Source organism: Thermotoga sp. RQ7, from assembly GCF_000832145.1.
Taxonomy (GTDB): Bacteria; Thermotogota; Thermotogae; order Thermotogales; family Thermotogaceae; genus Thermotoga; species Thermotoga neapolitana.
The window spans coordinates 1,657,804-1,673,520 of sequence record NZ_CP007633.1 but is presented as its reverse complement, the minus strand read 5'-3'; the positions used below and the strand labels follow the sequence as shown (position 1 = coordinate 1,673,520).

General features: G+C 47.3%; 17 protein-coding genes. 11 read left to right on the top strand and 6 right to left on the bottom strand.

All coding sequences use genetic code 11. The features are described 5' to 3' along the window. Positions 1-2: 2 nt before the first annotated feature. The 4 genes from TRQ7_RS08565 to TRQ7_RS08550 are packed head-to-tail and all read right to left on the bottom strand — an operon-like array spanning position 3 to position 3,184. Positions 3-353: a flagellar protein FlaG gene (locus tag TRQ7_RS08565; RefSeq protein ID WP_041844449.1), complete on the bottom strand. Its 351-nt coding sequence runs from the start codon at positions 351-353 to the stop codon at positions 3-5. Positions 354-413: 60 nt separating this feature from the next. Then, positions 414-824: a hypothetical protein gene (locus tag TRQ7_RS08560; protein WP_029682891.1), complete on the bottom strand. Its 411-nt coding sequence runs from the start codon at positions 822-824 to the stop codon at positions 414-416. Position 825: 1 nt separating this feature from the next. Next, a complete protein-coding gene (locus TRQ7_RS08555) occupies positions 826-2,661 on the bottom strand; it encodes a hypothetical protein (protein WP_041844448.1) in 1,836 nt (611 codons plus the stop codon). A gap of 10 nt (positions 2,662-2,671) precedes the next feature. Beyond that, positions 2,672-3,184 carry a hypothetical protein gene (locus tag TRQ7_RS08550; RefSeq protein ID WP_052472231.1) on the bottom strand — a complete coding sequence of 171 codons (513 nt, stop codon included), beginning with the start codon at positions 3,182-3,184 and terminating at the stop codon, positions 2,672-2,674. Between the two features lie 85 nt (positions 3,185-3,269). Between TRQ7_RS08550 and TRQ7_RS08545 the strand changes: the two genes are divergently transcribed. Further along, entirely contained in the window at positions 3,270-3,761 is a 492-nt protein-coding gene (locus tag TRQ7_RS08545) for a ferritin (RefSeq protein WP_041844446.1), read from the top strand. 39 nt (positions 3,762-3,800) lie between these two features. Further along, a complete protein-coding gene (mtnN, locus tag TRQ7_RS08540) occupies positions 3,801-4,454 on the top strand; it encodes a 5'-methylthioadenosine/S-adenosylhomocysteine nucleosidase (protein WP_041844445.1) in 654 nt (217 codons plus the stop codon). Here the strand turns inward: mtnN and TRQ7_RS08535 are convergent. Together TRQ7_RS08535 and TRQ7_RS08530 are read right to left on the bottom strand one after the other, a co-directional pair. Continuing rightward, complete coding sequence (locus TRQ7_RS08535; protein ID WP_041844444.1) at positions 4,451-5,335, bottom strand: phosphate acetyltransferase; 885 nt, start codon at positions 5,333-5,335, stop codon at positions 4,451-4,453. The two genes, mtnN and TRQ7_RS08535, sit on opposite strands and share 4 nt — an antisense overlap. A 12-nt stretch (positions 5,336-5,347) precedes the next feature. Beyond that, entirely contained in the window at positions 5,348-6,583 is a 1,236-nt protein-coding gene (locus tag TRQ7_RS08530) for a PLP-dependent aminotransferase family protein (protein WP_041844443.1), read from the bottom strand. Positions 6,584-6,694: 111 nt separating this feature from the next. Here TRQ7_RS08530 and TRQ7_RS08525 point away from each other — a divergent pair, with 111 nt between their 5' ends. The 9 genes from TRQ7_RS08525 to TRQ7_RS08485 all read left to right on the top strand — a co-directional run bounded on the left by TRQ7_RS08525 (position 6,695) and on the right by TRQ7_RS08485 (position 15,680). Beyond that, positions 6,695-7,621: a MoxR family ATPase gene (locus TRQ7_RS08525; protein WP_201771670.1), complete on the top strand. Its 927-nt coding sequence runs from the start codon at positions 6,695-6,697 to the stop codon at positions 7,619-7,621. Next, positions 7,618-8,856 carry a DUF58 domain-containing protein gene (locus TRQ7_RS08520; protein ID WP_041844442.1) on the top strand — a complete coding sequence of 413 codons (1,239 nt, stop codon included), beginning with the start codon at positions 7,618-7,620 and terminating at the stop codon, positions 8,854-8,856. The genes TRQ7_RS08525 and TRQ7_RS08520 overlap by 4 nt, the downstream gene beginning before the upstream one ends. After that, positions 8,846-10,117, top strand: a complete 1,272-nt coding sequence (locus tag TRQ7_RS08515) for a hypothetical protein (RefSeq protein ID WP_041844441.1) — start codon at positions 8,846-8,848, stop codon at positions 10,115-10,117. Before TRQ7_RS08520 ends, TRQ7_RS08515 begins: the two co-directional genes overlap by 11 nt. A gap of 175 nt (positions 10,118-10,292) precedes the next feature. Further along, positions 10,293-11,405, top strand: coding sequence for an ABC transporter substrate-binding protein (locus TRQ7_RS08510; protein WP_041844440.1), 1,113 nt, complete (start codon positions 10,293-10,295; stop codon positions 11,403-11,405). 77 nt (positions 11,406-11,482) lie between these two features. Then, entirely contained in the window at positions 11,483-12,382 is a 900-nt protein-coding gene (locus TRQ7_RS08505; protein ID WP_041437860.1) for a branched-chain amino acid ABC transporter permease, read from the top strand. Next, a complete protein-coding gene (locus TRQ7_RS08500) occupies positions 12,382-13,458 on the top strand; it encodes a branched-chain amino acid ABC transporter permease (RefSeq protein WP_041844439.1) in 1,077 nt (358 codons plus the stop codon). The genes TRQ7_RS08505 and TRQ7_RS08500 overlap by 1 nt, the downstream gene beginning before the upstream one ends. Next, positions 13,455-14,309, top strand: a complete 855-nt coding sequence (locus TRQ7_RS08495) for an ABC transporter ATP-binding protein (RefSeq protein WP_041844438.1) — start codon at positions 13,455-13,457, stop codon at positions 14,307-14,309. Before TRQ7_RS08500 ends, TRQ7_RS08495 begins: the two co-directional genes overlap by 4 nt. Beyond that, a complete protein-coding gene (locus TRQ7_RS08490; protein ID WP_038067831.1) occupies positions 14,302-15,021 on the top strand; it encodes an ABC transporter ATP-binding protein in 720 nt (239 codons plus the stop codon). The genes TRQ7_RS08495 and TRQ7_RS08490 overlap by 8 nt, the downstream gene beginning before the upstream one ends. Positions 15,022-15,032: 11 nt before the next feature. Beyond that, the gene (locus tag TRQ7_RS08485) at positions 15,033-15,680 is read left to right on the top strand and encodes a CBS domain-containing protein (RefSeq protein ID WP_041844437.1); all 648 of its coding nucleotides are present in this window, start codon (positions 15,033-15,035) and stop codon (positions 15,678-15,680) included. Positions 15,681-15,717 lie beyond the last annotated feature (37 nt).

Genomic DNA, 15,717 nt, shown 5'->3' with positions numbered 1-15,717 from the left:
TATCACACCCTTTCGTCCATCAGGATACCGAGTAACTCGTTTATACTCTTTGCCAGTTTCACGATCACCTCTGGAGGAATCTGCCTGATGAGTTCACCCGTTTCTGTGTCCTTTATCTTCACAATAACCATGTTTAGTTCGTCGTCGTATTTGAATTCTGCTTCTCCTCTGAAGATTTTTTTCAGTTTTTCCAGTTTTTTTGAGAATTCTTCTATGGCTTTCTGGACATCTTCTTCCTGTTGTCTTTTCATCTCGGAAACGGAAGGTGACTGCTCATTCACGTGGAGTTCCTTTTTTGTTATTTCTCCATGAAGCAAAGTATTTCCTTTCCCGTCCGTGGGGTCTATTCTCATTGTGGATCCCTCCAGAACTTCTTTTCTCACTCTTTAATATCGACCATCGGTTGCGAGTCTTTAGTCACCTATTATCACCACACGTGTTATTGTGTCTTGCTCATCGGTTCTTATTGTTAGAGTGATTTTCTTATAAGTTATCGTTCCGTTCGATGTTGGAAGTGCAATGTTCTCCTCCTGAAGGTTTTCAATGTAGGGAAATGGGGGATTTCCGTCACTCCATCTATCGTTCCAGAAACCCTTGTTCATGTTTTCAACCACATTGTATTCACTCTCGAGGATTTTATGCCCCACCCTGAATTTGGAAAGATAATCGTACGCAAAGTTCACCAGGAGAAACGCCTTTGTAGACCTTTCTGTGTTTGCTGTATTTTTTATCACCACCAAAATCATGGTCATGAAGATCGCTATGACCAGAAGGATCAAAATCAGACTGATCAGGGTTTCTATCATTAGGCTTCCTTTTTTCACGTTAATACACCTCTCTTATACTGAGAATCATTGACTCTTCTTCTATAGTGGGTGTTCCAAACACTGAGATACCTTTCAATATTCTCCAGTCGTATATGTAGTTCTTTCGGTAGCCTGTTGCAACAACAGGTTTTCCACTCCATGACCACCAGAAGGTTCCCACCGGTCCTCTGACATACTGCATGAGAGAGCCAAAGATGGTGAGTTCACCTTTGGGTTCTCCACGGTCATAACCTTCCACGTAGAAACTCCCATCGAAGGCGTATATACTGGCAAAGATCTTCATATTTTTCCTTTTTTCTTTCACCACCACGTCGTTGAATGAAACCAGGTTGAGGAAGTCGTCGGATTCGTGATTTTTGATCATCTCTGCGTATTCTTCCGTTTTGACATCACCGTTTTCACCGAGAGGTCTTATCTCAACTTCTGCGATTTTTTGATCAGAGTTTCCTTTTATTCCCTCCAGATCAGCTATCGTTTCCAGAACCTCTCTGTAATCGTTGTAAATGATGGGATCTTCTATGTAGATGTTTTTAGCAACAATGGTGTATTTCCCGTCAACGAACATGGGCTTTCCTCTTCCTTCACTCATGTTCCTCAGGTAAACATCGCTGTCTGTTTTGATCACACCGTTGAAATAGATATCGTACTCGTTTCTGTCAAGACCAAGAAGTTTCTTTGCCTCGTTCCCCTGAATGACGAGGTGATACAGATCGCTGTTTGGCTCCCGCTTGAGGTGGAAAAGAGGTATTTCCTTTCCTTCACTTTCTCCAACGAAAAACCAGTCGTTCATATCGTTACTCACATACTCTCTGTATATTTCTTTGTACTTCACTTTTATCAAATAGTCGTTTTCACTGTTACCTCTTGGTGTGTTGAATTCGATTATATAAATCGGTTCTAACTGTTTTTTATAAAACTTCCACCAGCGTCGCTTCCACCGCCACCATCCATCTTTTTCATCGTAATCATAATCAACTATCTTGGCTGCAGGAAGCTCTATTCCCACCGGCTCAACCGAGTTGACCGCTTCGCTGGCGGGTTTTACGATTTTTTCGATCTCTCTTGCGTAATAGTCTTTTATCTTACTCATGTTGTACTTCTCTATGTCCTCTTCTGTCAGGTATTTTGGAGGAGGATTTTCGTATCTTGGACCATTTCCCGCTTCCACTTCGATGCCTTTAAACTCCACACTCGCCTTGAACAACGGCTCTCCTTCCACATGTATCACGTCGTTCGATCTGAAAGGACCATCTATGGTATCCTGAGTGATGAAGTATATCTTTTTACCACCTGGCTTTGTTTCCTTTTCTGTGAAATACGCGTACTTGTTCAAAAAGTCCGAAGAGAGAACAGCGTATTTGTAAACCACAGCCTTTCCCAACTGCACTCTCACAACGAGCAAAGCGTAGAAGGGATTATCCTTGAAAGGAAAGACAACAGCATCGAAATTGGAAAAACCGAGTTTCGATGCTTCCATGGAAAAATCGCTATCTGAAGAAAGATCGAAGTGTTTTTCTGTATCAAGTAACGAAAACGTTTCTCTCCACGCCTCACCATCCGACTGGGCAAAAGCCCTTTTTTTGAAGTCCTCAAACCACGTTACATTCCCTGTAGACCAGTTGCTAATGCTTATGCCTAAAAATCCGAAGTATTTTTTCAAACAGGCAATTCCCAGATTCAAAATATTGGAGGCCCTGTAAGTGGCTTCGAGCCTATGAGACGTCATCTGTACGTTTTCAGCGTACTGTTTGAACGCGAGGAACACAGACGTTCCCAGAACAGAAACGATCAGCAAAATCACAACGGTTGTTACAAGAAGAGAACCACTCCTCATGAAAACCACCTCACTCCAGGTTTGGAAGAGCAATACTCATGAAATAAGTTCTCTCGATGTTGTTCTTTTTCTTTCCTATGGTGAAAGAGATCGTACCGGGGTTGACAAAGAAGGTGCAGGTGGAAATGTCCGACACGAGGAGCTTTTCTTTTTCGAAGATCCATTTATTGTTGGAATCCATCCGATAGATTTGAAGTTCGATATTGGGTCTTCTGAATACGATGGTGTATAGATAACTCTGAGAACCAAAATTTTCACCGCCGAAAGGTACGTCCACCCGAAAGGAGATGCTTGCAGGATCGTCTGGATCAAAAGACACTTGATCCGCCCTTGGCCCTGCCTTTATGATCTCTTTTCTCAACTCCATAGCCGCTTTCAAGAGTTCATCAGCCAGTTCAATTGTGGTTAGAGACTGAGTGGAAACAATCATCATTCTCGTTGCAATACCCAGAATCAAAAGAACTGCTGCAAGGACAACAGCTATTGTGATCAGCATCTCTGTGATAGTGAATCCATCTCTCATCGTTCCACCTCCACATGTAATTACTATCAGAAAAATATGGCAAAAATGTGGCAGGTGATAGAATCGTATACAGGGAGGTGAAAAGATGGTTATCTCAGAAAAAGTGAGAAAGGCACTGAACGATCAACTGAACAGAGAAATCTACTCGTCGTATCTTTACCTTTCGATGGCAACCTACTTCGATGCGGAGGGTTTCAAGGGTTTTTCACACTGGATGAAGAAGCAGGCACAGGAAGAATTCACGCATGCAATGAAATTCTACGAATACATCTACAGCAGGGGTGGAAGGGTAGAACTCGAAGCGGTGGAAAAACCCCCCTCGAAGTGGAATGATGTAAAAGACGCGTTCGAAGCTGCTCTGAAACACGAGGAATTCGTTACCCAGTCGATCTACGAAATACTGGAACTTGCCTCGAAGGAGAAAGACCACGCCACCGTGAGTTTCCTCAAATGGTTCGTCGACGAGCAGGTGGAAGAGGAAGAACAGGTGAGGGAGATTCTGGACCTTCTTGAAAAGGCAAACGGTCAGATATCCGTGATCTTCCAACTGGACAGATACCTTGGGCAGAGGGAATGAGGGGGCAGTACGCCCCCTTTTTTGTGTGGAGGTGAAAACGTGATACTGGTACTCGGAGTGTTCAAGATAGAAGTGGAGCCCATGCTGGAAGAGATGGAGGTGCTTGAGAAAGGACGCCTTTTGAAAAGATACTACCAGCGCGGAATCATCGGAAGAAACGAGGTTGTCGTGAGTTACGGCTTCATCGGAAAGGTGGAAGCAGCCCTCGTCACACAGGCCTTTCTGGACAGATTCAACATAGACGCCGTTTTTCTGACGGGAAACGCCGGTGGTCTGGAAGATGTCGAAGTGGGTGATGTGATAGTTGGGGACTCCTACACGGAGTACGACTTCGAAACTGCCCTGGGTGATGAAGGAATCGTGATCCCGGGAAGCGAAGATCTAGAGGACAAAGTGATAGCTTACTCAAGCAGAGAAATCAAAACGGGGCTGATAGCGAGCGGAGACTCTTTTGTAACGACAAAGGAGAAGGCAGAGAAGATAAAAGAAAAAACGAAAGCCCTCTGCGTCGACATGGATTCTGCCGCTGTGGCAAAGGTCTGTTATGAAAACGAAAAGAAGTTTCTCGCCATAAAGACCATCGTCGATCTCTGCGGAAAAGATACCGAAGAGGATTTCAAGAAGAACTACGAAAAGTACGGTTTTCTGTCGAATCTTGTTCTTTTGGACGTTTTGAAGCGGTGTGTCCTTTAAGCGAACAGGGAAGAAAGGACAATCGAATAATACTTCGTTTCTTCTGAATCTGCCCTCGAGGTGAGAACAACCGGTACCTTTCCTCCAAGGATGGTGGATGCCGCCCTTGCCTTTGCCAGAAAGACCAGTGCCTTGTAGAGTATGTTCGCCGCTTCTATATCTGGAAGGATCAAAATATCTGCCTTTCCTGCCACCGGGCTTTCTATTCCCTTCCTTCTTGCCGCCTCCTCAGATACCACGTTGTCCAGGGCAAAGGGTCCATCGACGATGCAGTTTTTTATCTGACCTCTCTGGTTCATTTTGGAAAGAACAGCGGCCTCTATTGTAACGGGCATCTTCGGATTCACAATCTCTATGGCTCCCACTATCGCAACCTTCGGCATCTTTATTCCCAGAACATCCGCCACACGGACGCAGTGTTCGATCATGTTCACTTTCTGCTCCAGAGTTGGGTTTATCACCATCCCGGGATCTGAGATGATCAGGGGCCTGTCGAATCCAGGTATTTCCATCACGCTCACCATGGAGAGTGTTTTTCCCGTTCTGAGACCGTACTTTTCGTCCAGATAGATCCTCATGAGATCCCCCGTTTTTATCTTTCCCTTCATCAAAAAGTCGCACTCACCTTTCGAAACCGACTCCACAGCGAGTTTCCCCGACTCTTCCATGTCGCAGTCAACGATGTGGGGACTTTCCCACTCCGGGACGTATTCTTTCACGATCTTCATGATCTCATCCTCTGGACCGAACAGAACGGGCTCGCATATACCTTCTTTCCACGCTCTGAAAACGGCCTCTATCACGTGATCGTCGTTTGCAGCCGCAACGGCGAGTTTTTTTCCTCTTCCATGCGCTTTCTCTGCCAGCTTTTCCAGATACACACTCTCATCCCCTCACAGAAGATGCTTCTCTTTTCCGTACTCCAGCACTACCTCCCTGAGTCTTTTGATCCCCTCCACTATCTTCTCATCCGGTGGCAGGCAGAAAGAGAGTCTCATGGAGGAACTGGGCTCGTCGTGAACCTTGAACACTCTTCCAGGAACGTAGAAGACTTTCTTCTTCTTCGCGTACTCGAACATCTCCCATGTGTCGAAACCCTCCGGAAGTGTGATCCAGATGAAGAGTCCCCCTTCAGATTTCACCCACTTCGCACCGGGTATGTCGGAAAAGTACTCTTCGAGTGCATCGAGCATCACCTTTCTCTTCTTTCTGTAGAGTTCAACGGTGGGTTTCAACTGTTCGAGAAGATCGTACCTTTCCAGGTAACGTGCAGCGAGGCGATGTGTGATCGCGGGACTGCATAGATCCGCCGATTGTTTTGCCTGAACGATCTTCCTGATGAACTCCTTGCTTCCTGCCACCATTCCTATCCTGAGACCCGGTGCGAGAACCTTGCTGAAGGTGTTGAGGAGCACCACCCTCTCAGGTCCTCCTATCTTGAACACAGGATCTATCGTTTCACCCTCGTACCTCAGGGCACCGTAAGGATCGTCTTCCACGATGAAAAGATCGTATTTTTCTGCAATTTCAACGAGCGCTTTTCTCTTTTCCAGAGAGGTAGTGACACCTGCGGGGTTGTGGAAGTTGGACACAACGTATATGAACTTCACCTGTTTTATTTTTCCCTTTTTATCCATGTCTGAGAGTTTTCTCTCCAGGATGTTCAGATCCATTCCATTGTCTTCGAGTGGAACCACGATGAAGTTCGCAAGGTACTGTTTGAAAGCGTTTATGGCTCCAAGGTAGGCCGGATCATCCAGAACGCAGTAACTCTCGTCATCGAGGAATATCTTTCCTATGAGGTCCAGTGCCTGTTGGGATCCCACGGTGAACACCAGGTTGTCTTCGTCGAGGCCGGTGATACCGTACATTCGCTCCAGAAGTTTCAGAATCTGTCTCTTCAAAAGAGGGTCCCCTTCTGTTGTCGAGTACTGGAGTGTGTAGTGGTACTCTTTTTCTATGATCTCTTTTGCGATCTCGGCAAGTTCCCTCCTCGGGAAGGTTTCCGGGTCCGGCACTCCTCCACCGAAGGAAATGGCGTCTTTGTCAGCAGCGAACTTCAGGATCTCCCTTATGATCGAAGATTTCATGTTTTTTCCGATCTTTGAAACCTTGTTTTCCAGATTCACACGGCCACCCCCTGCTGCCTATCCTTTCTGGTGAATTATACACCAAACGGAGCGTTTCTTCGATGTGTTATTTGATATACTTTATAAAACGACCGATCGGGTGGTGGTTCTGTGAGAGAAAAGATCGAAAAAGTGATTTTGAACGTCGAAAAAGTTATAAAGGGAAAGAGGGAAGCGATAAAAGCGGTTGTCGCAACACTTCTTGCGAAGGGCCATGTTCTCATGGAAGACGTGCCGGGTGTTGGAAAGACCATGCTCGCAAGATCCCTTGCGATATCGCTGGGGGTTGATTTCAAGCGGGTTCAGTTCACACCGGACCTTTTACCAACGGATCTCACCGGGCTGTACATATACGACAGGAAAAAAGAGGACTTCGTTTTCAAAAAAGGACCCATATTCACCGATGTTCTTCTGGCAGACGAGATAAACAGGGCAACTCCGAGAACCCAGTCTGCCCTTCTCGAAGCGATGGCAGAGGGACAGGTAACCGTGGATGGAATCACCCACAGACTCTCCGACAGGTTCTTCGTCATCGCCACACAGAATCCCATCGAGTACGAGGGAACCTTTCCACTTCCCGAGGCTCAACTGGACAGGTTCATGACCTGTGTGAAGATGGGATATCCAGATGAGAAAGCAGAGATGGAGATGCTCACCTCTCAGGAAAAGGACCATCCCGTAGAACACCTGGGACCGGTTCTGAACGCTGAAGAACTCACTGATCTTCAGAAAGCGGTGAGAAATGTCTTTGTCAGCGATGACGTGAAACGATACATCGTTGATATAGCGAACGCAACGAGAAACCACCCAAGCCTTCTTCTGGGTATGAGTCCAAGGGGAAGCGTTGCCCTCATGCACTTTTCCATGGCCCTTGCGTTCATGGAAGGAAGAGATTTTGTCCTTCCAGACGATGTGAAGAAAGCAGCCCTGTACGTGATTCCGCACAGGGTGATCCAGTCTGCCGAATCCAGACTCAAGAGGGAAAAGAAGGAGGACATAGTGAAAGAAATACTCGATCATGTGAAGGTGGTTGAATGAGGGTAAGAAAAAAAGGTCTTGTGATCCTCACAATCTTTTCTGTGATGGCCTGGATACTCACACAGAACAACCTTCTGCTGTTTCTTGTTTTCTTTGCCGTCACAAGGTGGATCGATCTTTTTCTTGTGCTCAGAAACATTCCAAAGTTGAAGGTGGAAAGGTACATCACAAAGACGAGACTTTTCGTGGATGAAAAAGCCAGGATGGTCTTCAAGATCATTAACACAGGAAACATGAAGCTTTTCCTCAAACTCCAGCCCAGTCTCTCCCCCGTCAGGTTCTTCAAAAAGGATTCTGAAAGGATAATCCTGGATCCTCTTTCATCGAAAGAACTGACGTTCATCTTCTCCTACGGCACGCGCGGAAAGAAGATCCTGAAAGACTTTTCCATCACCTTCGAGGACACGTTCGCAATGTTCTCCGTTCAAAAGGTCTTCGAGGTGGAGGACGAAGTGATAGTCTTTCCAGAATACCTGCCCATCACCTTTTACAAAGAATCCCTGAAAGAACTGCTTCCTGGCAGAAAGAGCCCACTGAAACTTCTGGAAGACAACACGATGTTGAAGGGCCTCAGAGATTACAACGGCGAGCCGATGAACAGGATACACTGGAAGGCCTCCGCAAGGTACGGAAAACTCCTTGTGAAAGAGCACGATCACACCGCTCTTGGAAAAGTGAAGATCTTTCTGGATCTGAACCTTTCCAAAAATGCAGAACTTGGAGAGGTCTGGAAAGAACTCAGAAAGCACTACGAGGAAGAAGCGGTGAAACTCGTTGCAAGCGTTGTGAAAGAGTTGAAAGAAAGCCACACGCCCGTGGAACTGGTGGTGATCGGTGAGAGGGTGTGGAAAAACAACGAGAAAGACTGGGTTTCAGATTTTGAACTGCTTGCCACCGTGAAAGGAACGGACACACCTTCTCTCGACACGAGGGACATTCTGGAAGTCCACAGGTTCGATCCATCGGACACGGTGTTGCTCTTTTGTGTGCATCTGACCATGCAGGAACTTCCACTTCTTCTCAGGGTGAGATCAAAAGTTTCAAAACTGATCGTTTTTGTCATCCCCTACGGTTTGCGAGATCCGAACACGAAGCCTTTTAGAAGTTACCTTCTCATGCGAAGAGATCTACAGGATCTTCTGGAGAAAGCAAAGTTACTGGAGGAAAACCACGTGATAGTGAGAGGGATAAAGGAGAACATGACTTTCCAGGAGGCTCTGGACAGTGTTCCCTGATGTGCTGTTCGCAAGCGTGCTCTTTCTGTCCGGTATGAAACACTTCGACCTGTTCGTTCTGGGGGCACTCTCCGGTGTGACCGTGGTGATCGCCCTTAAAAGATTTTCCAGAACCTATCTGATAATCCTTCCGGCCTTCGGGTTTCTTTTCTGGCTCGTTCTGAAGAACAAAGATTTCATGATTTCTTCCCTTGTCACCAGTCTTTTTCTGATCTTCTCTGACTTTGAAAACGAAAGATCGAAGGTTCCGTCTCTTCTTGTTTTCTTTACAATGATGGTATTTTTCGGGAAGAATTCGCTCTCTCCAGCGCTTGTTTCTGGAGCGATATCCCTTTACTTTCTCTACGAGAGAAGATACCTGTACGCTCTGGCCTCTCCCCTTCTGATGCTTGCTCCACCCTTCGATCTTCCTTCACTCTCGTTTGGAGGAAAACAAGTAGATGAAATTGCAGAATCTTCACAGCAGTCGACAAGAAACGTGGTTGTGATGATGGAAAAGTTCTTTCAGGGAGAAAACCCACTCATGGGAATACTGTGGGGGATCATCTTCTGGGTTGTCGCGGCGAGTGCGATCTTTCTTTTTCTGGCCTTTCTGAAAAAAGTCCGTATCAACATGAAGATTACCCACTATGTGCTTGTTTTTCTTGCCGTTCTCGTGGTAGCTCTGTACGCTTTCTTTCTGTTTGTGAATCTTGTGGTCCAGAACGTGAACCTCGAAATCGGTGTTCCGGAACTCACCCCGATCGGTCAGATGCTCTCCTCCTCTCCGTCTGCCTCTGTAACCATCGTAGAGATCGAAAGAAATCCCTCGTGGAACGGTGTGAGATGGGTTCTGACCATTGCCACTTTCGTCATGGCAATACTGATCCTTTATAACGCACTCAAGATCTTTCTGAAAACGACAAGATCAACAGACAGTGAACTGGAAACAGAAGAGATGGTGGAAGAAAAGTTGGAAAAATCCCCAGAGGATGAAAAGCAGACCGAGCGGAAAGAAATCCACAGTGTAGAAGAGGCTTATCTGTATTTAAGAGAAAGGTTTTTCCCTGGAAAGGACCACCTCACCCCATATGAACTGATAGAAGGAAAAAGGTATCACCACTTCAGAGAACTCACAGAGAAGTTTGCAAAAATAAGATACTCACGCATGAGAGAAAAAACTCCCTTTTCCGAATTGAAAAAACTCTTCCTGGAATCGGAAAAGGAACTGAAACGCTATCATACAAGCAACCATGAGAAAAATATGCAAAAAGAAGCATAAATCTTCAAAACAGAAAAACGAACAGAATTCATCGAAAATTGCCCAGGAAAATCGAAGACGAGAAAATTAACCCACAGAAAAGTTTGAATTAAGATTCAAAAAGATTTCTTGACGGCTCTCTGGAGAGCCTGTAAAATACTTATAAAAATCATTCTCAAAAGGGGAGGGAAAGATCATGAGGAAAGCCGTTTTGACTGTTCTTCTTGCTCTGATGGTTGTGAGTCTCTTTTCTGCGGTCAAGATCGGCGTGATTCTTCCGATGACGGGTGGGATCTCCGCGTTCGGAAGGATGGTGTGGGAAGGAATCCAGATTGCCCACGAAGAGAAACCCACCGTTCTCGGGGAAGAAGTGGAACTCGTTCTTCTTGACACAAGAAGTGAAAAGACGGAGGCAGCCAACGCAGCGGCAAGGGCCATAGACAAAGAAAAAGTTCTTGCCATAATCGGTGAAGTTGCAAGTGCACACTCTCTTGCCATTGCACCACTTGTAGAAGAGAACAAGGTTCCGATGATATCGCCTGCTTCCACGAATCCACTCGTGACACAGGGAAGAAAGTTCGTCTCCAGGGTGTGCTTCATCGATCCGTTCCAGGGAGCGGCAATGGCGGTCTTTGCCTACAAAAACCTCGGTGTTAAAAGGGTGGTCGTGTTCACAGACGTTGAACAGGACTACAGCGTGGGTCTTACGAACTTCTTCATAAACAAGTTCACCGAACTCGGCGGACAGGTAAAAAGGGTGTACTTCAAGAGCGGAGACCAGGACTTCTCCGCACAGCTTTCCGTTGCAATGGCGTTCAATCCTGATGCGATCTACATAACAGGGTACTATCCGGAGATCGCCCTCATCTCAAGACAGGCAAGACAACTTGGTTTCACCGGTTACATCCTCGCCGGTGACGGGGCTGATGCACCAGAGCTCATCGAAATCGGTGGAGAAGCGGTGGAAGGGCTTCTCTTCACCACCCATTACCATCCAAAGGCAGCGAGCAACCCCGTTGCCCAGAAGTTCGTTGAAACCTACAGAGAAAAGTACGGAAAAGATCCGGCCGCACTCAACGCACTCGGATACGATGCGTACATGGTCCTTCTCGATGCGATAGAAAGGGCAGGAAGCTTCGACACGGAAAAGATCGCCGAAGAGATCAGAAAGACAAGAAACTTCGAGGGAGCAACGGGTATCATCAACATCGATGAGAACGGGAATGCCATCAAATCCGTGGTCGTGAACGTGGTAAAGAACGGAACCTTCGACTTCGAAGCCATTATAAATCCATCCGATATTCAATAGTTCTACTCAAAAGACCAGTCAGGCGGGGCCCCGATATGGGGCTTCGCTTTATTTAGTTGAGAAAGGAAGGTGAAAGGGTGGTATTTTTCCTGCAGAACCTCTTCAACGGGATCATGCTCGGTGGGCTTTACGCACTCATAGCGATAGGTTACACGATGGTCTACGGTATTCTGAGACTCATCAACTTCGCCCATGGTGACGTGATGATGATGGGAGTGTACTTTGCATTTTACGCTGCCACCCTTCTCTCGTTGAGTCCCTTTCTTTCTGCCGTTGTTGCGATACTCGGTGCGGCACTTCTTGGATTTCTCATAGACAGGGTGGCTTACAAACCTCTGAGGAACGCTCCGAGGATTTCCGCACTGATCACGGCAATTGGAGTTTCCTTCTTTCTTGAGAGTCTTGCCGTTGTGATTTTCGGTGCCATTCCCAAGTCGTTTCTGAACGTTTTCAAAGACAGAACGATCCTGAACAAGGTATTGATCGTTGCCGGCGCCAGAATCCCCCTTCTCACGTTCCTCGTCATATTCATCACCGCTGTCATCCTGGTGGTGCTCTTCTTCATAGTCTACAGGACAAAGATCGGAATGGCGATGAGGGCAATTTCCATGGACATACCAACGACATCCCTGATGGGAGTCAACGTGGACGCCGTCATTGGTTTCACCTTCGCCCTCGGTTCTGCCCTGGCTGCTGCGAGCGGGATCATGTGGGCGATGAGATTTCCGAACGTGCACCCCTACATGGGATTCATGCCGGGACTCAAAGCGTTCATTGCCGCGGTCTTTGGAGGAATAGGCTCGATCCCCGGAGCCGTGCTCGGGGGTGTTCTTCTTGGACTCATAGAGATATTCCTTGCGGCCTATTTCCCATCCGTTATGGGATACAGGGATGCTTTTGCTTTCATCATACTGATAGTCATTTTGCTCGTTAAACCGTCAGGCCTTCTTGGCAAAAAAATCGTGGAAAAGGTGTGATGGAGATGGAGAAGAGACAGTCAACACGTACGAACTTCATCCTCACGGTCATCTTTGTCCTCTTCATGGTCTTTCTTCTCTATCTTGCCAACAGGTACATGGACAGCTACAAACTGAGGGTGGTGCGACTCATCGCCATATACGGGATCATGGCGGTGAGTTTGAACCTGATAAACGGTATCACGGGTATTTTCTCGCTTGGTCATGCCGGTTTCATCCTGATCGGTGCCTACACTGCCTCGCTTCTTACGCTTTCACCCGAACAGAAAGCGATGTCTTTCATAATAGAACCCATCGTTCCGTGGCTTGCAAACGTTCACACGGATTTTCTCACTGCCACTCTAGCAGGGGGAGCTCTGGCTGCGCTCTTTGCCTTTCTCATAGGATGGCCCGTTTTGAGGCTCTCCGGTGATTATCTTGCCATAGCATCGCTTGGTTTTGCCGAAGTGATCAGGATCGTTGCACTGAACGCCATCAGCATCACAAACGGCCCGCTGGGGCTGAAGGGAATTCCTGAGTACTCAAACATCTGGTGGTGCTACGGATGGCTTTTTGTCACCGTTTTGTTCACGGCAAGCCTCGTGAACAGCAGTTACGGTAGAGCCCTGAAGGCTGTCAGGGAAGATCGCATAGCGGCAGAAGCTATGGGAATAAACGTCTTCAAACACCAGCTTCTCTCTTTCGTCATAGGGGCGTTCTTTGCAGGAGTTTCCGGTTCTCTCTACGCTCACTGGCTCACGACGATAGATCCCAGGATCACCACACTCGGACCCATGCTCACCTTCTACGTCCTCATCATGATCGTGCTCGGAGGTCTTGGCAGCATCTCGGGATCACTCATAGGAGCGGCACTCTTTGCGATCCTCTTCGAATGGCTCAGAGATCTGGAAGAGCCCTTCACGTTCTTCGGGATACACGTTCCCGGTATAAAGGGAATGAGGATACTTGTGATATCTGCCATATTCATACTCGTGATGATCTTCTGGCAGAGGGGCATCATGGGAAGAGAGGAACTCACCTGGAACAACCTCTATCGGTGGCTCTTTGCTCGTCGCAAAGGTGGTGAAAAGAAATGACGGTCACGGATCTTTCGAGAAAACCCCTTCTCATACTGGATCATGTGACGATGCAGTTCGGCGGACTCGTTGCGGTCGATGATTTCACAAACGAGATCAGAGAAGGAGAACTCGTCGGACTCATAGGGCCAAACGGTGCCGGGAAAACAACGGTGTTCAACGTGATAACGGGCATATATACTCCCACAAAGGGTAGAATCATCTTCGATGGAATCGACATCACTGGCCTGAAGCCCTATCAGATCACACACCTTGGAATTGCAAGGACCTTCCAGAACATCAGGCTCTTCTCCGACATGACTGTCCTGGAAAACGTCCTTGTGGCACAGCACCATATCCTTTCCAACCCGGACGCAGACAGGATCCTGGTGAAACATGGAAAAAAGAAGAAGGGAGAAGGACGTTTCTGGTTCTGGAGAGCAGTCACCAAGATCGGGTACCTGAAAAAAGAAAAGGAAATGGTGGAGAAGGCAAAGGATCTGATAAGAAGAGTAGGACTGGAAAAGGTGATGTACGAGAAAGCCTCTTCGCTTCCATACGGTGATCAGAGAAAACTGGAGATAGCCCGCGCCCTTGCAACGAAGCCGAAACTGATCCTCCTCGATGAACCCGCCGCGGGTATGAACCCGAAAGAAACAGAAGATCTCATGGAGTTCATAAAACAGATAAGGAAGGACTTCAACCTGACCGTTCTTCTGATAGAACACGACATGAAGGTGGTCATGGGAATCTGTGAGAGAATTATCGTGATGGATTATGGCAGAATCATAGCAGAGGGAACGCCAAAGGAGGTACAGAACGATCCCAGGGTGATAGAGGCCTACCTTGGAAGGGAGTGGGAAAGTGTCTGATCTTGTCCTTGAAGTGAAGTCTTTGCACGTCTACTACGGTGCGATACACGCCCTCAAGGGGATAGACTTGAAAGTTCCCAGGGGACAGATAGTAACGCTCATCGGTGCAAACGGAGCGGGAAAAACAACCACCCTCTCTGCCATCGCGGGGCTTGTGAAGGCTCAGAAGGGAAAGATCATCTTCAACGGTCAGGACATCACGAACAAACCCGCCCATGTGATAAACAAAATGGGGATAGCCCTCGTTCCGGAGGGAAGAAGGATCTTTCCAGAACTCACAGTGTACGAAAACCTCATGATGGGAGCGTACAACAGAAAAGACAAGGACGGTATAAAACGGGACCTCGAGTGGATCTTTTCTCTCTTTCCAAGGCTGAAGGAAAGACTGAAGCAGCTGGGAGGAACTCTCTCGGGTGGAGAACAGCAGATGCTTGCGATCGGAAGAGCGCTGATGAGCAGGCCAAAACTTCTGATGATGGACGAGCCGTCACTGGGACTTGCTCCCATACTGGTCTCAGAAGTTTTTGAAGTCATTCAGAAGATCAACCAGGAGGGAACCACGATCCTTCTTGTGGAACAGAACGCCCTTGGCGCTCTCAAAATAGCCCACTACGGATACGTTCTGGAGACGGGCAGGATCGTACTTGAAGGCAAAGCCAGCGAACTTCTGGACAACGAGATGGTCAAAAAAGCCTACCTTGGTGTTGCATAAGGGGGGAAAGCATGCTGGTCAAGGATTTCATGACGAGAAACCCGATCACCATAGCTCCAGAAACGTCTTTCAACGAGGCTTTGAAACTCATGAAGCAGAACAAAATCAAGCGACTCATTGTGATGAAAGATGGTAAAATCGTGGGAATAGTGACGGAAAAAGATCTGCTCTACGCTTCTCCATCGAAAGCCACCACCCTGAACGTGTGGGAGCTTCACTACCTTCTGTCCAAGCTCAAGGTGGAAGAGATCATGACGAAAGACGTTGTAACGGTGAACGAAAACACACCGATAGAAGACGCAGCAAGGATAATGGAAGAACGTGACATAAGCGGACTTCCTGTGGTCGATGATTCGGGAAGGCTTGTTGGGATCATCACACAGACAGACATATTCAAGGTCTTCGTGGAGATATTCGGAACGAAGAGAGAGGGAACCATAAGGTACACGATGGAGATGCCGGACAGACCGGGAGAGCTTCTCGAGGTAGCAAAGAGGATATACGAGGCAGGTGGAAACATCATCTCCATAGCGACGCTCTTTGAAGAGGGAAAAGACTCGTACCTGGCTACTCTCAGGGTCGAAAACATCGACCACGAAAAGTTCATAAGGTCACTCGATGAGATCAACGTGAAACTCCTGTACTACCACTCGAACTGATCAGATCCCCCTCATTGTGAGGGGGAGGTTCTGTGTT